This window comes from Idiomarina abyssalis, assembly GCF_900116625.1.
Lineage (GTDB): Bacteria > Pseudomonadota > Gammaproteobacteria > Enterobacterales > Alteromonadaceae > Idiomarina > Idiomarina abyssalis.
Window position 1 is genome coordinate 105,322 of the sequence record NZ_FPBE01000002.1, and the last position, 19,116, is coordinate 124,437.

The window sequence follows — 19,116 nt, forward strand, 5'->3', positions numbered from 1 at the left end:
TTGAGCCTAGTTAAGGATGCTATGGTCTCCTCCCAGTTCAATTTTAGTATTGGCAGCCACTCAAAGGCCTGCTATGTTAAATTCATGTTCGCACAATAGCCGCTACTATCATGGACTTCAAAACGCCGGTTCGCAAAATCAAGCCTACACGCAGAAGCGTATCTGGCTACTTTTCTTTTCGAGGCAAAGAGCCAACTCCATACGAGTCAACTCTTGAGCGCGACTTCGTTATGCGGATGGATTATGACCGCTCTGTTGAGCGAGTGGTCTCGCAGCCTGCTCGCTTATTCTATATTGATGCAAATGGCATAGAGCGCCGATATACGCCAGATTACCTGGTTTACTTCACTAACCCTATGCGCAAACCATTACTGGTAGAAGTTAAAGAGAAACAAGAGCTGGAAAGCGACTTCCACAAACTGCGTTATAAATTTTCTGCAGCATTCGCGTTTGCAAAGCAAAACGGGTGGGCCTTTAAACTCTATGATGAACGACGCATCCGGGACTCGATACTGGAAAACCTTCAGATGCTTAGGAACTTTGCCAGCCGAAAAGTCAGTAGTGACATAGCAAATGAAATTAAAAGCACCCTAGAGAGCATGCTTCTTCCAATTGCCGTAAGGCGTTTTACTCAGAGGTTTAATTCAGAGAAAAAAACGCCCGGCATTCGAGAAAACGATATTTGGCGATTGGCGCTTGACCATAAACTAGAGCTGAACTTATCTGAGCCGCTATCTGAGGAAACTGAAATCGTTGGAGTTAACCATGGCAACTTCTAACGGACATCAGTTAAAAAGACGCCGGTTTAAATTGACGCCCGGTACCTCAGTTATCATGGGTGGTGATGAATATCTGGTAAAAGAAATACTCAACGAAAAAGAATGCATCGTCAAAAATGTTACCTCAAACACGGCCGATATCGTTGCAATTAATAAGCTCATAGAGCATGCCACTACCGTAACGTCTGATTTAATGCCTGCTGAGCCCGATTTAGATGACATTTCAGAAGCGGACTACAAAATAGCGAAAAACCGACTCGAAGCCATTAAGCCTCTACTTGAACTCGACCAACCCAAGAAAAGCCATGTCCGTTTACGTGCTGCTGAAGTTGATTGCCACTACACGACACTCTACAACTGGCTCAGGGCTTATCAATCGACTCAAGCACTCACAAGCCTTATTCCGAAGCGCAGAGGATGGAGTTATAACCGTAAGCGACTCGATAGTAATGTTAACGCGATAATTGATCACTACATTGAGAACCTTTATCTGACCATAAAGCAGCCAAGTCCTAAAAAGGTATATTCCGAAATCAAAAGAGCCTGCCTGAAAGCTGACCTTAAACCACCACATCAAGCCACTATTTACCGACGAATTGATAGGATCCCAGAGGAAAAACGTTTGCGCGGTAGAGGACGAATAGAAGAAGCAAATAATCGCTTCTCAGTAAAGGCAGGGAAATTCCCCGGCGCAGACACTATTTTGAATGTCGTTCAAATCGATCACACCCCTCTAGATATTATTATTGTTGATGAAGAAACTCGACAAAGTATTAAGAGGGTCTGGCTTACAGTAGCAATTGACGTGTTCTCTCGAGTTATCACCGGGGTATACCTATCGTTGGATGCGCCTAGCCTAACATCCGTCGCTATGTGCATATCTCATTCGATATTGCCCAAGGATAAGTGGTTAAAGCACATTGGTGTCGAGGGAGAGTGGAATGTCTGGGGTTTTCCGAAAAAGATCCACACAGATAATGGCGCTGACTTTCGCTCCATTAACCTATCAGAGGCATGTGCTACCAACGGAATTGATATTGAGTTCAGACCTGTCAAGAAGCCTAATTATGGAGGTCATGTAGAGCGTTACCTGGGAACTTTCTCTAAAAAAATAGCGGAGTTGGATGGTAAAACTTTCAATAGCGCAGGTAAGAGAGAGAGTTACGACCCGGAAAAGAACGCTACCATGACTATCGATGAGATAGAAAGGTGGCTCGTTCACGCAATAATTGAGTATCACCACACGCCTCACAGCTCACTAGGCATCGCTCCGATAACGAAGTGGCGGATGGGTATAGAAGGAGCGCCCGGAATTATGGCGACCGGACTACCGGATATACCTGATGACCCATTAACACTAGAGCTCGATTTTCTCCCTCGAACAATGAGGAGTATCTCTGGAGAAGGAGTGGTTTGGGATAGAATACATTACTATTCGGATGGAATCCGCCACCTTATTGGCGAGAGAGACGAGCACGGTAAAAACCGAAAATACATTGTTCGACGCGACCCTAGGGATATAACTAAAGTATGGGTCTACGACCCATTCCAGAAGCTATATCACGAAGTGCCTTATGCCGATCCGACACACCCCTATACGAATAAATGGGAACTTGAGAAGGCCAGAAAATATTTGAAGTCACTTGATGACACACTCATAAATGAGCAGGCAATTTTTCAGGCTATCGAGAGCATGAGAGAAATAGAAGAAGAATCCAGAACCACAACTAAAAAAGCGAGGCGCTCCGGCGCGGCCAACATCCGTCGAAAAACACAGTCGTCTCCGGCCCAGATATATACAGGCACTAACAACACTAAGGGGAGTAGCACTTCTAGCCCTCAACGCTCTTCTGATGAGTCAAGCGATCCAACCGATGATATCTGGGGAACGGATATCGAAAGTTTTGAAATAGAGTGAGAGCCAAATGGACGAATTCAAACACGTTGACAAGAAATATCGGCAGGTAGTCCTTTTACCAAACAAAGAGCGTGTTTCTTTTATCAATCAAAAGAGGTGGATAAGCTACCCAATAGCCATCAAAGCTATTCAAGAGCTAAAAAACCTTATGGATCAGCCAAAACAGCAACGAATGCGTTCGGCGCTTCTCATCGGTGAGTCCAATAACGGTAAATCGTCAGTTATTGAGAAGTTTTGCGAAGCTTATGGGCAGCCTATTGTTGACGAAGAGGATGAGATACTTAAGAAGCCCGTTTTAGTCACCGAAGTATCAGCCCCGAAAGTCAAAGATATCTACATATCAATATTAGAAGAATTCTGGGCGCCATTTAAGACGACACAAACGGAAAGCGAACTCAGAAAACAAGCCTTTGACTTGATGAGAGTTTGCGAGGTGAAAATGCTCATTTTAGATGAGTTTCACACTTTGTTGGCAGGCACTGCAAAACAACGAAAAAATGCCTTAGCTGAATTAAAAATGATTTCTAACAAGGTAAAAATCCCTATTATCGGTGCCGGCACTAAGGACGCTCTCTCGGTTATTCAGAACGATCCCCAGCTACAAAGCCGCTTTTGGGTGATGAAGCTACCGAAATGGGAGCGAAATAAAGATTTTGTTCAACTCTTATCTAGCTTTGAAAAGGCATTGCCCCTTAAACAGAAATCCAACCTAACAAGTAAAGAGCTGGGCGAACGTATTCTCAAGATTTCTGATGGAAACCTAGGTAATTTACATGAGCTGCTGAAAGTTTGCGCAATTGAGGCTATACATAGTGGTAAGGAGAAAATTGATATAGACATTGTGGAAGCTTTCTCATGGTTCACCCCAACGAAAGGACAGAGAGAAATCAAACTCACTTAAGACCCTGGCCGATACAAACCAAGCCTTTTGAGGATGAGTTATTATCTTCCTGGTTGATAAGAGCTAGCTTTGATAACTTCACAAAGCCATTGATACTGACATCATATCTCTGGGATAAATGGAGAGCTTGGACCTTAGATTTAGATCGAGAACTTACAAAGCCCCGCCTTCATAGACTAAGCATATACTCCGGAATCCCTGAGGAACGTATAGAGCAAATGATGCTGCGTTCAACGTTAGAGAAAATTTCTCGCGCCAAACTTATTTCACAAACGCCTTGGCCTTGGGTCGTAGCGAGGGGAACCCGGAATTTAAATACCTACCGTTATCAACCTTTCTGTCCTGAGTGCTTAAACAATGATTCAGAGCCATATTTCAGACGTATGTGGAGACTTTCTTTCATTACGATGTGTCCAAAGCACCAATGCCTTCTTCAAGACTGCTGCCCGTATTGTAAGCAGTCAGTAGAGCCTCATCAGCTTAAAAAGAAAACGCTGAGAGCTTGTAAGCATTGCCAAATGGACATTTCTAGTCATCCTTCCAAAAAAGCTAACGAGGAACTCACCAATACAACACATGAGCTTGTTCGTTTAATCAATGAACCCAACACGGACACTCAAGACAGGTTTCATCAATTGGATTTCTGGATAGCTATGCTTCGCAAGTTATCCTTGGGGCGCACAGAAGCACATAGGGAAGTTTTCGCAGATCTTGTAAATAGGAAAGATCGGGCATTAATAGCATCTTGCTCAGGAGTAAACTTCGACTTTCTGACCGTTGAAACTCGAGCTGTTTTCCTTAAGTATTGCGAAGCAATGGATAGCAATTCATTCAGCAAAGAAATCGCCCAACTGGCTCCAAGAGGTTTAAGCCAGTCATTCATGCGCTCCCTTCTAACAGTTACTCCACCACCAGTCCTAAAAATTTTAGGAGTAGAGCAATCATCAAAGCCCAAAGAGAAAAAAAACAACAAGCCTTCGGTGATTTTTAGTAAGAAGCCTTGCTCTCGGCCCGTTGTTGAGAAGAAGTGGGAACTCCTTATCAGGAAGCATAACCTTGGAAACCTCTAAAACAAAAATATGCGATCAGTGTGGTCGTTTTGTTGACCAGTTCACTCGACGTTATAAAGAACAAACCTACTGTGCCAATTGCTATCTGCGATGTTTCCCACTTACAACCTGCAGCAATTGCAATCAGCAAAAAAGAATCCACCAGGATGACAAAAAGCGCTTATGTTGTGACTGTTACCCCAGAGTAACGCCTTGTGTTCGATGCAAACGTACCGGTCGGAAAATAAGTAAGATACTAGCGGCCGGACCATTTTGCAGCAGTTGCTACCGTTATATAAAAGAGCTCAAGACGTGTTCAGTTTGTGGAAAACAGGATGTCGTTTCCAGGGGGCTCTCCGTCGGCGTCAATTCACCCATTTGTGATGGGTGCCGCCATAAGCTACGTCCTAAATGCCCGCAGTGCGGTATTCGCAGAAAGCTTTATACACTCGATAACGGAGCGCTCATGTGCTATCGATGTCGAGATAACATCAAATATTACTGTATCGGGTGTGACGCAGAGTTAACTGGGAAAGAGAAAACTATCTGCCAGCTTTGCAGCGCAAAGCGCCTTAATAAAATTAGAAAGCAGCAAAATGCTTTAGGATTCGACACGCCAAGTGGCAAAAGTCTGTTTATCGAATTTGTGAATTGGCTAGAAAAAACGCGAAACTCTTTCGATGCCGCACATAAACAAAACCGATACATCCCATTTTTTGAAAAGATTGAATCATTCCCTAATGATTGGTACCTGACGCTCGGTTTACTTAAGCAAATCGATGGTGGCTATTTAAGGCGCTCTTCAATGCCTCGACAATTTCTAGAGAGTAAAGGGGTTATATTTGACGAGATGTTACTCGTCACAGCCATGGATCTACGAACGATTGATATGAATACTTTGATCTTTGAAAAAGCAAAGTCATCTGCCCTCCAGGAAGCGATTCTTGAATATACCAGCCTGAGACAAAGTCAGCTTGAAAAAGGGGACATTAAAACACGAACACTACGTTTTGAAACCTCAGCGATGAAGAGTCTTATAGGCCACAACCGGTGGGCGGAACGTCCTCAGAAGGCGTTGGAAAGTCTCTTAAGAGAATCGCCGGGGCAGCGTGCATCGATATTTAAGTTTGTCAGCTTCACTCGAGAAAACACTAACCTCGGTATTTTCATGCCTAGCTCAAATGCCGAAAATGGAGTTGTTGCCTCTCTTAAACGTTATTCAAAGAAGCCAAGCTCAAAAGCTTTCCGCCTATATGCTTTCTTCGCATTGGATTACTTTCATGACTTTTACCTTCCCAGAAATGCACACATTCACATAAAGGAAGTTGGAGACGGCCTGGAAGTGACGTTTAAAAGCCATACATACTGGGTGCCATCTCCAACCCGGCTTCAGAAATTAAACAAAAACCTACTTTGACTCCGAATCATCGCGACTTTTCTTTCGGTCTATATGTTTCTTTAAGTGATACCCAGCGGCGTACCTTCTTAAGGCAGGGAAAAGCATAAGAGACATAGCCAGAGTATATACAATTACCTTCCATGAAGGTGAAATAGCGCTATCTTCATCAAGCTTCAAGTATACCCCCGTTAAAAATAATAGAGTGGTGCTTGAAAATAACAAAGTAAAGTAAATAAAGCATAGTTTATCGATTGGCTTGAACTTAACCCAAAGCGTTCTGGAAATCTCATCAATTCTTACATATTCCCAGGCTTTTGTTACCCTTGAGACAAGGATGCCAAGCTTTTCAACTTGTTCATTTAGAATCGAACGCTGTTCATCGGATAGCCGCTTTCCTAAATACGCTCCGCTGTTTTCCTCAAGATAGAGTTTTCTCAGCAATTCTTTCATAACGGACTCAGACTCTATCTTAGAATCCAGTTCATCAATCTGCTTTTTCAATGAACGTAACCGAAAGACTTTCAGATATTCAAAATGAAAGACTCTGGCTTTCGCTGCTACCGAAATGATTAATGACACTAGTACCGCTAACAGGTAAATTTCCCATATATCCATTATTTAGCCTTATTTTCTGTTAGTAATTCAAGTTTTCGTGCTATCTGACCCGCGATCTCGTTTTTCTCTCCTCGATGAGTGATTTGGGTGACCCCTCTGCTCATCGCTCTAGACGCTTTTTTCCATACCCCTTTCGCTGCGACAATATCTGACAGCACCGTAGGCAATACGTCGAGAAATTCGCTTTCAGAATCGAAGGAAAAAATACACGTTCTGAACTTCTCACTACTGAACCTTTCAATGCATACGAAAAAAAAGTGACAGCCTTGAAAGACAAGATGGAAAGTACCGAACTTTCTTTTTGGGAAGGTTTGATAGTGACGCCTACGATATTTTCTATGCTCCTTTCTAAAGCACCATGCCTCACTATTATCGGGCTCTATCAAACATAACTGCCCGGCTACAAATGTATATTGCCCGTTTGTTGAGGTTAGTGAGTCTGGAGGAGATACTTCTGATGCTTTATCACTAGCAAGCTTGTGCAATGCAGACCAAAGCAGGTTTATGGTGTTAGGTGAGTTCTTAACCGGATCATGCTCCTCTGGAGCATCACGAAGATTGATTTTGCCCACATCAGGGTTACTGCCGGTGTGGCTACTTGGGGATACCTTTTCCCGGTGTACTGGTTTTCTATCATTATATTGCCGCTTGCTTTTATTTTCTTTAGGTATTGCCTTTCGAACATCTGTTTCACCCCAGTTTTCAGTGCCGTTAATTGGGATATCCTCTCCAATAGAGTCGGAGGCAGGACATGATTTTGACGTTCCAGTCACGTTTTTACTGGCATTCCTGTTCTTGCCCGAACAACGCTTTTCAGCTTGATTGCCATTTTCACTAACAATGTTGCTGTTTTCTCGAACAAGAAAGAAATTGCTAAATTTCGGGAGCAAATACTTTTTTATTTTTAACGCTAGAAACCGCTTTTCTGGCACAAGCCAGATCCCCGACACTTTCCATTGGTGGTAACCCGAAGACCATGGTCGAACGCGCAAAAACGTCGAACCTTTCCTGTTTTTATTAAGTTGGGTTGCAATGTAGTTTACAGTTTTCATAGTATATTCGCTGTGCTTTAAGGAGTAGACGAAATACCGATCACTATCTAAAACGTCCTTGGCAAGGCCTAGTATGCACTCATTTTCTTTACGTTCGTTGCTGAAATCTTTCTCTTCAAACTCCGTGAACTCCAACTTTTTAATGGCCAGGCTAGCATAGTGACTGAGTACAACCTGCTGCAAGAAGCCTGATACCCCATAAGTTTTGTCGAAAACAGTCAGAGAATTCGTTAAAAGTTCGACACCACAATCAGTCTTTACAGTAAAAAACTGCGCTTCACTAAAGCTTTTTGGTACTTTATATACGTGGGGAGGAAATACGTAACGTTTGCGGTTTTTTTCGAGAGTTTCGTCTGGTAACTCATCGTCTTTGTCTCGATCCCAGGCTCCGGTGAAGAGTTCTTTATCATCAGCTCCGAACGAGAACCTGAATACCTTTTCAATCAGACCTTTTTGTTCTCTAACATACTCGCCATTCTTCCAGATGCTGCCTTTCTCAAGGAGCTTCGTGTAGCTTTTAGCGACGTCGCTATCACTAAATTCACCTGTATTAACGTTTTCTAAAAGTACGTTTACCAGAGGTTCATCGGAAACAGATGCGTTCCATTTAATCCCGCCATACTCTTTGATGAGCCATTCCTCGTCATCAAGTGGCAGTCCTTCAATTTTTATATTGTCGATCACGTAACACCTTTCATTCTGTATAACATTAAATGAAAGGTTTGGTTCTCAAAGCTATGTTGGTGAGTCTATGTCAATTTATTAGAAAGTCTCAGTCTGTCTGCGACTCTGATTCAGCTTTAATACGGAGGAAGATTTCTTCACGATGAACATCGACATCATCAGGCGCATCAATTCCTAAGCGAACCTGGTTCCCTTTTACACCAAGAACACTAACGCTTATTTCATCGCCAATCTTCAATGTTTCACCATTTCTGCGAGTTAGAATCAGCATATCGACAATCCCTGTTAAAAACTCAATCTTACCGAAACCGATAAAAAAGAAAAGTCAATCAAGCGCGTTTGCAGTGAGCTCCTACAGACCTATACGGCAATTTCTGACAACACTTCACTTACTAGCGTACGAAAACCAAACCGGGAGAATAAAATAGAGCCGGATAAAATCCGGCTCTAATCAGAGCTACTAATTAAGTTAAATCGTAAGCCGGAGCGTCCGGACCGTTCGCCTTAACCGAAGCTATACCTTTATCCCGGCCTTGTGTCGTCGTATACATTTGGCTGACTCCGATAACTTTCTCGTTACTGGCTTTTAGTACAAAGTAGTATTTAAAACTTATAGAGGTTTTGCTTTCATAGCGTTCATCAAGAGGGCTGTTCACTCTTACAGAACTAATGCCAGTTTCGGCGCCTTGTTTGGCTTGATATCCCTCACTTTGAAGGATAATTTCACCGTTAGCGGCCTTTAGACGGAAATAATACTGATCATCAGTTCCCTGGAACAATTCATAACGTGCTGACATATTACTTCTCCTTTCTCACGCCCTTGAAAGGCGTCTTGTCTGCTTTAACATTCATGAATTGCCCAGTTTCGGCATTTCGCTTCACCCAGTGACCACTGAGTATCTGAGTTTGTGAGCGCTGTCGAACAGCACCTTTGCGTTGGTTATCACCAACTGGGGGATTAGTCGCCATAATATGACTCCTGTTTAATTGTAAATGATTTGACACTAAACAGGAGTTAGTAGAAACTATCTGTCGCGAAACGGAAGGTTCCACTAATCCTGTATTAGTAACCTCAAAAAGAAGCTGCCATTATTTAGTGGTAGCTTTTTTTTGTAACTACGATTATACTAGTCAAATTGATTACGTCAAGCAATTTGATCTATTTATTCGATCTTTCTGATCGTCCTGATCGATTTTGTTGATTGGAGCACCGGTGATGAGTGAATTAAGTGGTTATCAAAAAGAGCTTTTGGCTCACATAGAGTTCATGGGTCGTTTTTATGGTGTGGTATCCAGAGCTGACCTAACAAAGCGCTTCGAGATTAGTGATGCGAGTGCTACGCGGACATTCCAACTCTATAATTCATTAGCTAAGGATAACCTAATCTACCGTCCCAATATTCGCCGTTACGAGTGGCAAGAGGAGGCTAAACCTATTATTGAAGTGTCTACAGAAAAGTGTGTTAGCACGCTAACCGACGGCTTTGGTGACAGCTATGCGCATATAGACGGCGAATCAGTTGCAGTTAAAAACTCACTATTTAATGTCGACCTAAGTATATTGTCGGCTGTGACCCGTGCAATAAAACGCAAACACGTTATCTTAATTTCATATCTTTCGAAATCTAGCCCAACCGGTTCCCTACGCGAAATCATTCCTCACTCTATTGCAGATAGTGGCTTGCGATGGCATGTGAGAGCTTTCGATAGAAAACGCAAGAAATTCATAGATTTTGTCATTAACCGAATCCAGTCGGTTAGTAAGGTTTCTAATCAAATAATTTTCGAGCATGAGAAAATAGATCATGACGAGGACTGGATGGAATTTGTTGAGCTAGAGATACAACCGCACCCACGATTAGGAAAAGTAACTGATGTAGTCGCATACGAATATAGAATGAAAAACCATGTCTTAACTAAGCGCATTAGACGTGCTTTAGCAGGGTACTTACTTGATAGTTGGAACATTGATGTTTCAAAAAGTGCGATTTTAACCGGCGACCATATACTCTTACACTTAAAAAACACTTCTAAAGTAGACTTCTCCAATAAGCATTTAGCACCAGGCGGAAACTAAAAAGGCTATTTCTGAAAACTAAAGTCCTGCACTGGAAAAAGAGAATGTTGTTCGTACTGCAAAATATCGTTGCCTTTAATTTGTTTAGCTGTCCGACGAGGCCTATTGCTTTCACTGTTAATAATTTTTATTTCTTTGCAATCCATAACATTCTGTAAAGCTTCTTTAATTGAGTCCTCCGTTGCCGCTGTTAGATCCCCTATAGTTGTCAATAGGGTTTGATAAGTTAGTGGCTGATGATCAAAAATAAACTTTGAAAGATCTTTAGTCAGCGCATTTACACATCGAAGCCGGCCTTCTTCGTCAAACTCCATTACATCATCAAATTCGAACATCGCTTGTTTAGGAATTTTTGATGCTTTAAAACCCAACCCAAAGAGACCATCACCTAAAACGTGGCTAAACTGACCATTCGACTTATTAGCTGAATCCCAGTGAATATCCATCATCACTGATCGGGCTTTGTACTGCTTAGATAAGTGAACCAACCAATAAGACCAACCTTTTTTGGGCTCTATAAAAAAAATCGTCATATGTTCAGCCCCTGATGCTTTCTTTATAGCTAAAGATAGTTGTTCTTGTATCAGGTGGTGCCATAGACCGTGGTGTTTCAACTCTTCCAATCTATCCCAATCAATATATTGCTCTAGTCCAATCTTCCGCATTGCACTTCTACTTGACTTATTATCCGAAAGAAAGCTTTGAAGTGATTCAAATCCAAAGGTCAATAGGATTTCGCTGTTCTTTAGGTGCCCCATAATTTTACTTACATATTGAAAAGGAACATCTTTATAAGCAAACTGGTCAAGGATAAACAAACATCTCTGAGCTTTATTTCTTTCATAAATTCTTCGAATTATTTTGTCGGCAGATTCATGAAACGAACTATTGTAGAGGAATAAGTTTTCGTTAACATTATCTTTGTACTGTGATCTATAAAGCTCACCTGTAAGAAAGTGAAAGTAATTACTATCTTTTTCGACAAAATGGTACTCTGCATGTACTTCTTTCGGGCGTTCATACTTCGCTTCAAGATAGGCCTGAGCTTCTCGAACTGAATCCAATATTACAAACGGGGAGCCCTTTACTATATTACCGTCTAAAATATTTGTATATTTACCTCCACCGGCAAAACCATCTACTATTGTTATTTTCAGCTGATCCCAAGCGAACCCGCCTAATAGAGTACATATATACCGATGAATATAGTCTGAAATTATAGAGTGTTTAACAATACTGTGTTCTTCAATAATTGGTGGCGTCTCATCTTTAATCCACTGATACTTATCCTTGTTTGCGACCACCCAGTTCTCCTAGATTCTATTATTATGAATATGACACCACAGCATCTATTTTAGGCATATCATCCCATGTTTTACCATTCAACAGCCTACCATTTGCTTTTTTTGAACGTTTTTTACCATCTGCTCCCCAGCCGCCCCATTGCTTAAAGAAAAAAGCCACGTCTTGCTCATCACATTGAATTCTTATGTTTTCAGCCCATTCAGGTTTCATTTCACGTGCGCTTGGACCCGATTCTCCGCCCACTATGACCCAATGGATATCGCTAAAGTCAACTTCACCCAAATCTTCAAGAAGAGGCTCTACCGATAAAAACCTAATTGTTGCATCTATGGAGCGTAATCGATCTATTCTTCTTAAACCTTGTTTTTTATTTTCTACGGTAACCCCCATCCATGCGTTTCTCGGAGCTGCTTTATTTGCAAAATATTCAGCCATTCTATCTGCTCGTTTAGTCAGAATTTGATATATGTGCTGAGGTGTCCGTTCCATAACGTCAAAAACTTGGTCTATATATGAAAAAGGAACCTCTTCATGAAATAAATCACTCATTGAATTAACAAAATATTTTGTCGGTTTCTTTCGCTTTATTGGTTGCTCAAGTCTTTCAGGTAACAAACTTAATTTAAAGCCATTCTCATAGCCCGCAGTCCCCATTGCTTGAAGACGCTGAGCCATTACCTCGGCGTAACAGTACTTACATCCGGAAGATACTTTTGAGCATCCAACCATAGGATTCCAAGTTTGTTCGGTCCATTCAATTTTGCTTTTAGTACTCATGGGATCTCCAATACTTTTAAAGCTTAACTTACCAGTCTAACTCAACCCTTGTCGAACTACATTCAATACTGATATGATAACATTTCATATTCCAAATAAAAATAAAATATTGAAATGACAGGTGCAAAAAAAAAGTTAGGTAACATAGTCCGAAAAGACGTCAACGAGCTAGGAAGTTACCAAAAGTTATCTGCAAAAATGGGCATTAGTGCATCGACTCTATTTAGGCTGGCAAATGAAGATTGGCAAAGACCTGGTCGGGCCATAAAGGAGGCAGCGGAGAAGTATAGTGTTCCCCTAAAGAAACACCGTAATCCGTCAGAATGTGAACCAGTATTAAAGGCTATTTCAGAAATATGGGATGGTTCTGATAGTCACGCTAAAGCATTAGCCGGCGCTTTAAAAAATATTCACAACTTAGCAATACACTCTTACAATTACCCCCCTAGCTCTTAAAATAATGAAATATTTTGAGTTAAGGGATCAACTAGATCCGACGAGTCTCTTACTAGAACTCGAAAACTGAAGTCATCTGGATAAGAAAATTTCCGTGCCCTTTTATCATTTATTGGTTCTATATTACCCTCTTCCTCCATTCTTCTTAATACGTTTTTTTTAACTCCGTCTGTCGGGAAACCTGTTTTATCCGAACCTATATATTCTATAATCTCAGCGGTAGTAAGGACTTGCTTATTAAAATGTTTCTGTATCTGCTCTATCAATGGGTCATAATTTTTTTTGTAACCATTGGCCAACAACCCTCCATCCCCACCAATATACTTAAAGGAACCATCTGGAATTGCTTTCCAAATCGCTGACTTCATTTTATCGGCTCCTTTCCAATGAGTACTCGCAAAGAATATTGTATAAATGAGTTTATTACCTCGATATAAATCAAAATGAATAACCTCGGATGCCCCGTTAAGCTTCAGTTGTTCCCTATATAACCGCATTAAGAAGCGCTTTCTATCATGAGCTTCCTCGATATCAATGGATTTTTTCCACTCATCTGTTCCAAAAAGAGCCGTTAAATGTGGTTCAAATTCTTTTTGTTTTTTAAACCTGTTTAAGTGCTCGTACATGACCGATATAAATACTTCAGTTTTTGGACGTGTCATCAGCCTACTAATCATACGCATTGGAATATCCGAAACCCCAAACGGATCAATCATGATAAAGCACGATTTCTTCGTCACGCAATTATCATAATCTTTCAATAAATGGGTACATAACTCTTCATTGAAAGGCTTATTGTGAAGTTCATAGGTTAGATTCTTGGGAAGGTTACTATACTTAGTATCCAGGATTTTCACTAAATGCTCAAAACGGCCTGCGTGTTTCTCAACAAAGTGATAAGTAACTTTTCCAAGGATAAGATCCTTGTAATAATGCTCCTGAAAGGCCTTAAGCATAATCTGTGGAGAACCATCATCTCCGTTCTTATACTCTCCAGGTCCTGAAAAGCCATCAATTATTACTAAATTATCGCTAACTGTCCCTACAATAGGCAGCCACGCATCCAAATACTGTTTCAGCACAAGGTGTTTTCCTTTGGTATGGGAATCGAGTTCCCATAGGTTTCGCTTATGTGCCATTTAAGTACCTTGAATGATGAATCAAATAATGCCATAACATATAGATAACGTTATGCTATATCAACTTTTGTTTAATTGGAAAGCGGAGAGTATTAAATGCAACAGACACTGGAAGTCACGAGCCCAGAGGAATACAAAAGCAAAGTCCCCAAATATGAAGATCGTTTATCAGAAGAATTAGTTATAGCACTAGTTGGGCCAATAGCATCTGGATCCACAGCAACCGCAGACTTAATTCAGGATTTACTCGGTTCTGAGTTCGATTACAAAGTTTTTAGGTACAAGCTGAGTGATGTCATTAAACAAGATGCTGAGAAAGTTGATATTGATATAGGAGAGCAAATTAGTTTTGCAAACCGAATTGATAAACATCAGACCGCTGGAGATGGTTTAAGAAAAAGGTTTGGAAATGGTTACCTCGCAAGCAGAATCGTCTCTGCCATAGCCAAAAATCGTAACGACAATGACGGTTTTCAGCAGCCGGGTGATGGGGGCGCGAAAAAAATAGCTAAACAGAAGCGCTGGGTTCACATCATTGACTCAATAAAACATCCTGAAGAGCTGAAAATACTTAAACAAACCTATGGAGATGTCTTTTGGTTGTTCGGAGTATTTGCCCCATTGCAAGTTCGCAAGGAACGCCTAAAAGATCAGTCAGTTTCTGAGGTTGATGCCACTAACATTATCAATCGTGACTATTCCGAAAATGAACAGCATGGCCAAAAAGTTAAGGATGTATTCCACCAATCTGACTTTTTTATCAGAAATGACAGCCAAAGCAAAGAAAGACTAGAAAGAGATATCCAGCGCTTTTTGGAAGTTATGTTCGGCTCTCCTCAAAGAACTCCGACTAAAGATGAGTCCTCAATGTACTCTGCTTATGCAGAAGCATGTCGTTCAGCGTGTTTATCTAGGCAGGTGGGTGCGGCAGTTGTAGACGAAACAGGCAATCTAATCGGCTTAGGAAGGAATGATGTACCCAAAACAAATGGTGGATTATATGAGGCTAACGAACCAAACGCACCTACAACCGACTCTAGGTGTTACGCTTGGAAAAATGGGCAATGTCATAATGACGCACGAAAGGATAAACTTTACCAAGATATTTTCGCCCAACTTAAAAGTAATAACCTCTTGAAAGAAAACTCTTCAGAAGCAGGAGTGATCGAAGCTGTAAAGTCTACTGATGTTAAGTCACTAATTGAGTACTCAAGAGCGGTTCATGCAGAAATGGATGCCATAATATCTATAGCGCGGACAAATAAACCAGGGTTATTAGGCGCTACATTATACTGTACAACTTACCCATGCCATTCATGTGCTAGACATATTGTAGCGAGTGGAATAACAAAGGTGTTTTTTATAGAGCCATACCCTAAAAGCTTGGCACAAGATCTACACTCAGACTCTATTGATTCATCTGAAAGCTCGGATAAGGTTAAGTTTCTTCAGTACATGGGGGTAGCACCTAAAAATATACTAAAGTTATTTAGGGTTGAGAAGGGCCGTAAAGAAAATGGAAAGATCGAACCTTTTGATAAGAAAAACTCTAAACCTGTTGTTAGAGTTTCTCTAGATGACTATACTATGCACGAAGAGCTAGAAGTCGCGCGATTGGAGCAAGATAATGATGGATAAAAACACACAAAGAAGCTCATCATATCAGCAGCTAAGTTTACCCTTAGAGGTAAACGTTCAGCCCCCTTTTAAGCAACCGGTGATTGGCAGTGAAGTAGCCGAAAGCAATGTTATCGATTTCCTCTCAGTAGCTGCAAAGAAAGAAAATAGAGAGATGGCTGTGTTTAGAGAGCAAGTTCTAAGAAACGTGACTGCATACTTTAATCTGTAAAGATACTCGCTTATTTTTCTAGGCCTCATAAGATAAGGAAAGCCACCAAACCGAAATTTGGTGGCTTTTTACTATACTGATTGGAATTCACCACAGTTAGTATCGCTTCATACTTGCGCCTAATAGTATTGCAACACAGTGCGCTAACCGCAAGTTTCCCTATTTATGCGAAAAACTAATTTATAACTATTTTTTAAGAAAACACGCTGCGCCTTGTAGCATAACTATCAGGGAATTTTGGTGGCTCCAATTGAGAAATGATAATTCTGGAGTGGACCGAGAATCATAGATAATTTCTGGCTACTATTTGAGAATAGGAAGGCGATTTAAGGACAACCGACGATACATCTAGTTAGTGGCCAAATTTAGTTGGCCTATATGCCGTTAAGGTAAGCACCTATGAAAAAAACAACCAACCAATCTGTAAACGTTATTACTGATATTTACTGTGATGCTTGTGGAGCTAGTGTCGTTCCTCAGTTTCAAAAAGAGCATAACGAAAACCTTAACGACTTTAATGAGTTTGGCGTATTACATGCCTCCTATGGCTACTGTTCAAACCAGGATGGCGACTCCTTTCATTTTGACTTATGCGAGACATGCTTTAAAGAACTGCTTGATAGAATCAAGAGCTTGCGGACTTTTCATGGCTTGAATAGCTAACGATTGGGAATCCAACTAGCCTAGCTGAATGCTTAACTAGCAAACCGTGTTAAAAATTGAACTGCTTTGGGTAGAACGAGCCACAACAGAAGCTGAAATATTAAGACAGTAACGTAAAAACTTGCGCTAATGGAAAGGGAGGCTAATACTTATCTCGCCAATAGGCGGGCAGCTATTAAGGATAAAGCTTCATGAAATACCTACTTGTCTCGTTAATGCTTTTATTAAATTTGAATTTTGCTGAAGCCAGTGATAGCCAGGGTGGAGCCAAAAACGTCTCCGATATAGAAAGCTCAATTACTATAGCAGACCAGGTAGACTGCGTTTCTCCTGACGGTGGGGCATCTGTAGATACTTTACTAAGTGAAGCCAAAAAGTGTTGTAAAGTCTGTAGGAAAGGAAAAGCGTGTGGCGATTCCTGTATAGCTAAAAGCAAGACATGTACTAAAGGTCCTGGGTGCGCATGTAACGGCAACTAGAAAAAATACAGTGCTCCATCGAACCATACAAAAGACAGAGGAGCCATATCTTTTTGGCTCCCCGTCTAATCATTTAAGTTAACAGCCCAGCTCTGAGGTGAGTCCGCCAGTTTGTCCAAGAACAGCCCCCTCTTTATAGCTAGGTAAGCTTGGCATGATGTCCAAGCCCGAGCGATATTCCACTGTGAAACCAGTCACTTCATAGCTACAAAAATCAGCGCCGCGAGCCGTATTCTGACTGAATATATACGCTGACGATTCCACCCACCCATTATTATCAGTGATAATAACTTTAAAATAACCAGATGGTATCGAGTGCTGTTTAGTCGTCCCCGGTAATGATGCGAAGTGCCATTCATGCAAAGGACCGGTAACGACATAAACGTCCTGCCCGGTGCGAGCTAAAACGCGAACTGCATTTTCGAGACGTGCCCAGGGTCCTTGATTAAGTCCCGAAGCCTGAGGAGTGATATTTGATAAGTAATTGGTTGTTGACCAATGAGATGTATTACTAAACGAAGCCAGTGGTACCTGGTGGCCTCGGTCGGTGCCGATTGTCGCATGGGCTCCAGTGTAATCGTCTGGCTCTAATGTTTGGCTTGATGGTATATCTGGGTCTTTTCGCCAGTAGCGGCTGCGTGAGGGGCCATCAATTGTTTGGTCGGTTACTTTGTATGCCACCCAATTGGTAAACTTCGTATTGGCATTATTCTGAAGAGTGTAAATTGGTCGTTCAATGATTTGACCGGAAGCTCCGGTAGGGCAACCGTAAACGCAGTTTTGGGCGAAAGTAGAAAAGCTAGCAACGAACAGCAAAAGCGTCGCAGATACGCGTAGTGAATTCATAGTAGATCCTAGTTTATTGGTTGTTTAACGAGTACTGCGAAAGTAAATGTACATGCAATTTATTACAGTTTTAATTGTCACTGTTCTGCCAGATACCGGTAAATCACAATAAAGCAGGCATACCGAACATTAGGGATGCCGTTAAACTACTTGCTACCTTTTCAATCATTCAAGTTCGAAACCAAATACGAAGTAATGACAGGTGACCGAGGCAATAGTTGTGCGCTGCGAATGTTTTTGTCATACTAATTTCTACTTTCGGTCTTGTACTACATTGCTAACGTAGATTTATCACCTACTTTAGCTAAAGAAGGTCGCTTTTGGCGGCCTTTTTTATTCGCCAAACTTAATTGCTCTTAACTTCCCCTCTGATACTCAAATAACAGTCAGAAATTGAGGTGTCTAGCAAACCAGAGGCGGTTCACTATGTCGAGGTAATGTACAAGCAATAGTATAAATAAGCGGGAAGGCTATATACCCCCGCCGCCCATTAGAGAGTAAAAAAATCTAGTGCTTTAGATCTAAGATAGCTTCACACGGTGTCACTAATTCCATCGAACTAAAGTAACAGGTACATCACCACCGGTGTATTCGAACTCGACTTCAACAAGACCACCACTATCGGCAATGTCTACCAAGGCGTCGCAATCTGCGTTTTCAGCGCAGAGGAATTCATATTGATAAAAGCCATAAACTCCCTCTTCTTTATCAGTAAAAGGGTTTCCGCTAAGTTCTACTTCGCTGTAGACGTAACTGGTGCCAACGGGGTCGGCCTGCGAGCTTATTACTTCGACCAGTTCAATTGATACTGAACTGCCATCGGCCTCCCCCCCAGTGTCAACGTTTTTCTCAAGTACACGTAACTCATAAGAAGTTCCGAACTCATGTTCAAAGCCTTCAATAGTCGTGGTGAAAATTTCTTGTCCACTTTGAGTCGTTCCATGTCCAGCTATTGGCGGGGTAAATTGAATACCTAAACCGTAATACACGGGTTCAGATGCTACTGTGACAGTATATTCAGTTCCATCATCAGAATCACTTGAGCCGCCGCAGCCAAACAAGTATGCGGTCACAAGTGCGAGTGACAAGGAACGTGATAGGGTTTTAAATTTCATTCAATCGTACTCC

The 19,116-nt window shown here is 41.4% G+C and carries 19 protein-coding genes and 1 pseudogene; 10 read left to right on the plus strand and 10 right to left on the minus strand.

The window, feature by feature from the left end:
* Nucleotides 1–110: 110 nt before the first annotated feature.
* The 6 genes and pseudogenes from BM359_RS06060 to BM359_RS06080 all read left to right on the plus strand — a co-directional run bounded on the left by BM359_RS06060 (nucleotide 111) and on the right by BM359_RS06080 (nucleotide 6,064).
* A complete protein-coding gene (locus BM359_RS06060) occupies nucleotides 111–779 on the plus strand; it encodes a TnsA endonuclease N-terminal domain-containing protein (RefSeq protein WP_054490920.1) in 669 nt (222 codons plus the stop codon).
* Nucleotides 766–2,697, plus strand: coding sequence for a Mu transposase C-terminal domain-containing protein (locus BM359_RS06065; protein WP_054490922.1), 1,932 nt, complete (start codon nucleotides 766–768; stop codon nucleotides 2,695–2,697). The genes BM359_RS06060 and BM359_RS06065 overlap by 14 nt, the downstream gene beginning before the upstream one ends.
* A 7-nt stretch (nucleotides 2,698–2,704) precedes the next feature.
* Nucleotides 2,705–3,598 (plus strand): TniB family NTP-binding protein, encoded by an 894-nt coding sequence (locus tag BM359_RS06070; RefSeq protein ID WP_054490924.1) that lies wholly within the window; start codon nucleotides 2,705–2,707, stop codon nucleotides 3,596–3,598.
* A pseudogene (locus BM359_RS13200) lies at nucleotides 3,553–4,020 on the plus strand (TniQ family protein); the annotation flags it as partial. The gene BM359_RS06070 and the pseudogene BM359_RS13200, both read left to right, overlap by 46 nt.
* Before the next feature lie 96 nt (nucleotides 4,021–4,116).
* Nucleotides 4,117–4,668, plus strand: a complete 552-nt coding sequence (locus BM359_RS13125; protein WP_054490926.1) for a hypothetical protein — start codon at nucleotides 4,117–4,119, stop codon at nucleotides 4,666–4,668.
* Between the two features lie 445 nt (nucleotides 4,669–5,113).
* Nucleotides 5,114–6,064, plus strand: a complete 951-nt coding sequence (locus BM359_RS06080; protein ID WP_054490927.1) for a hypothetical protein — start codon at nucleotides 5,114–5,116, stop codon at nucleotides 6,062–6,064.
* On the opposite strand, the gene BM359_RS06085 is transcribed toward BM359_RS06080, so the two are convergent.
* From BM359_RS06085 to BM359_RS13085, 5 genes are all read right to left on the minus strand, one after another.
* Complete coding sequence (locus BM359_RS06085) at nucleotides 6,056–6,661, minus strand: hypothetical protein (RefSeq protein ID WP_054490928.1); 606 nt, start codon at nucleotides 6,659–6,661, stop codon at nucleotides 6,056–6,058. The genes BM359_RS06080 and BM359_RS06085 overlap by 9 nt on opposite strands.
* Entirely contained in the window at nucleotides 6,661–8,397 is a 1,737-nt protein-coding gene (locus tag BM359_RS06090) for a hypothetical protein (RefSeq protein ID WP_054490930.1), read from the minus strand. The genes BM359_RS06085 and BM359_RS06090 overlap by 1 nt, the downstream gene beginning before the upstream one ends.
* A gap of 88 nt (nucleotides 8,398–8,485) precedes the next feature.
* Nucleotides 8,486–8,668, minus strand: a complete 183-nt coding sequence (csrA, locus tag BM359_RS06095; RefSeq protein ID WP_054490932.1) for a carbon storage regulator CsrA — start codon at nucleotides 8,666–8,668, stop codon at nucleotides 8,486–8,488.
* 193 nt (nucleotides 8,669–8,861) lie between these two features.
* Entirely contained in the window at nucleotides 8,862–9,194 is a 333-nt protein-coding gene (locus tag BM359_RS06100; RefSeq protein ID WP_054490934.1) for a YegP family protein, read from the minus strand.
* A 1-nt stretch (nucleotide 9,195) separates the two neighbouring features.
* Nucleotides 9,196–9,366, minus strand: coding sequence for a hypothetical protein (locus BM359_RS13085; protein WP_167336996.1), 171 nt, complete (start codon nucleotides 9,364–9,366; stop codon nucleotides 9,196–9,198).
* 247 nt (nucleotides 9,367–9,613) lie between these two features.
* Here BM359_RS13085 and BM359_RS06105 point away from each other — a divergent pair, with 247 nt between their 5' ends.
* Nucleotides 9,614–10,474, plus strand: a complete 861-nt coding sequence (locus tag BM359_RS06105; protein WP_054490936.1) for a BrxR family transcriptional regulator — start codon at nucleotides 9,614–9,616, stop codon at nucleotides 10,472–10,474.
* A gap of 5 nt (nucleotides 10,475–10,479) precedes the next feature.
* Here BM359_RS06105 and BM359_RS06110 read toward each other — a convergent pair whose 3' ends face one another.
* The 3 genes from BM359_RS06110 to BM359_RS06125 all read right to left on the minus strand — a co-directional run bounded on the left by BM359_RS06110 (nucleotide 10,480) and on the right by BM359_RS06125 (nucleotide 14,151).
* Nucleotides 10,480–11,778: a three-Cys-motif partner protein TcmP gene (locus tag BM359_RS06110; RefSeq protein WP_054490938.1), complete on the minus strand. Its 1,299-nt coding sequence runs from the start codon at nucleotides 11,776–11,778 to the stop codon at nucleotides 10,480–10,482.
* Nucleotides 11,779–11,800: 22 nt separating this feature from the next.
* A complete protein-coding gene (locus BM359_RS06115) occupies nucleotides 11,801–12,556 on the minus strand; it encodes a DUF5131 family protein (protein ID WP_054490940.1) in 756 nt (251 codons plus the stop codon).
* 452 nt (nucleotides 12,557–13,008) lie between these two features.
* Nucleotides 13,009–14,151: a three-Cys-motif partner protein TcmP gene (locus tag BM359_RS06125; RefSeq protein WP_054490944.1), complete on the minus strand. Its 1,143-nt coding sequence runs from the start codon at nucleotides 14,149–14,151 to the stop codon at nucleotides 13,009–13,011.
* 96 nt (nucleotides 14,152–14,247) lie between these two features.
* Here BM359_RS06125 and BM359_RS06130 point away from each other — a divergent pair, with 96 nt between their 5' ends.
* The 3 genes from BM359_RS06130 to BM359_RS06140 all read left to right on the plus strand — a co-directional run bounded on the left by BM359_RS06130 (nucleotide 14,248) and on the right by BM359_RS06140 (nucleotide 16,663).
* Complete coding sequence (locus tag BM359_RS06130) at nucleotides 14,248–15,789, plus strand: anti-phage dCTP deaminase (RefSeq protein WP_054490946.1); 1,542 nt, start codon at nucleotides 14,248–14,250, stop codon at nucleotides 15,787–15,789.
* Nucleotides 15,779–16,000, plus strand: coding sequence for a hypothetical protein (locus BM359_RS06135; RefSeq protein WP_054490948.1), 222 nt, complete (start codon nucleotides 15,779–15,781; stop codon nucleotides 15,998–16,000). The genes BM359_RS06130 and BM359_RS06135 overlap by 11 nt, the downstream gene beginning before the upstream one ends.
* 399 nt (nucleotides 16,001–16,399) lie before the next feature.
* Nucleotides 16,400–16,663 carry a hypothetical protein gene (locus tag BM359_RS06140; RefSeq protein ID WP_054490950.1) on the plus strand — a complete coding sequence of 88 codons (264 nt, stop codon included), beginning with the start codon at nucleotides 16,400–16,402 and terminating at the stop codon, nucleotides 16,661–16,663.
* 557 nt (nucleotides 16,664–17,220) lie between these two features.
* Here BM359_RS06140 and BM359_RS06150 read toward each other — a convergent pair.
* Together BM359_RS06150 and BM359_RS06155 are read right to left on the minus strand one after the other, a co-directional pair.
* Nucleotides 17,221–17,988, minus strand: a complete 768-nt coding sequence (locus tag BM359_RS06150) for a DNA/RNA non-specific endonuclease (RefSeq protein ID WP_054490955.1) — start codon at nucleotides 17,986–17,988, stop codon at nucleotides 17,221–17,223.
* Nucleotides 17,989–18,533: 545 nt separating this feature from the next.
* Nucleotides 18,534–19,103, minus strand: coding sequence for a DUF4377 domain-containing protein (locus BM359_RS06155; RefSeq protein ID WP_054490957.1), 570 nt, complete (start codon nucleotides 19,101–19,103; stop codon nucleotides 18,534–18,536).
* Nucleotides 19,104–19,116 lie beyond the last annotated feature (13 nt).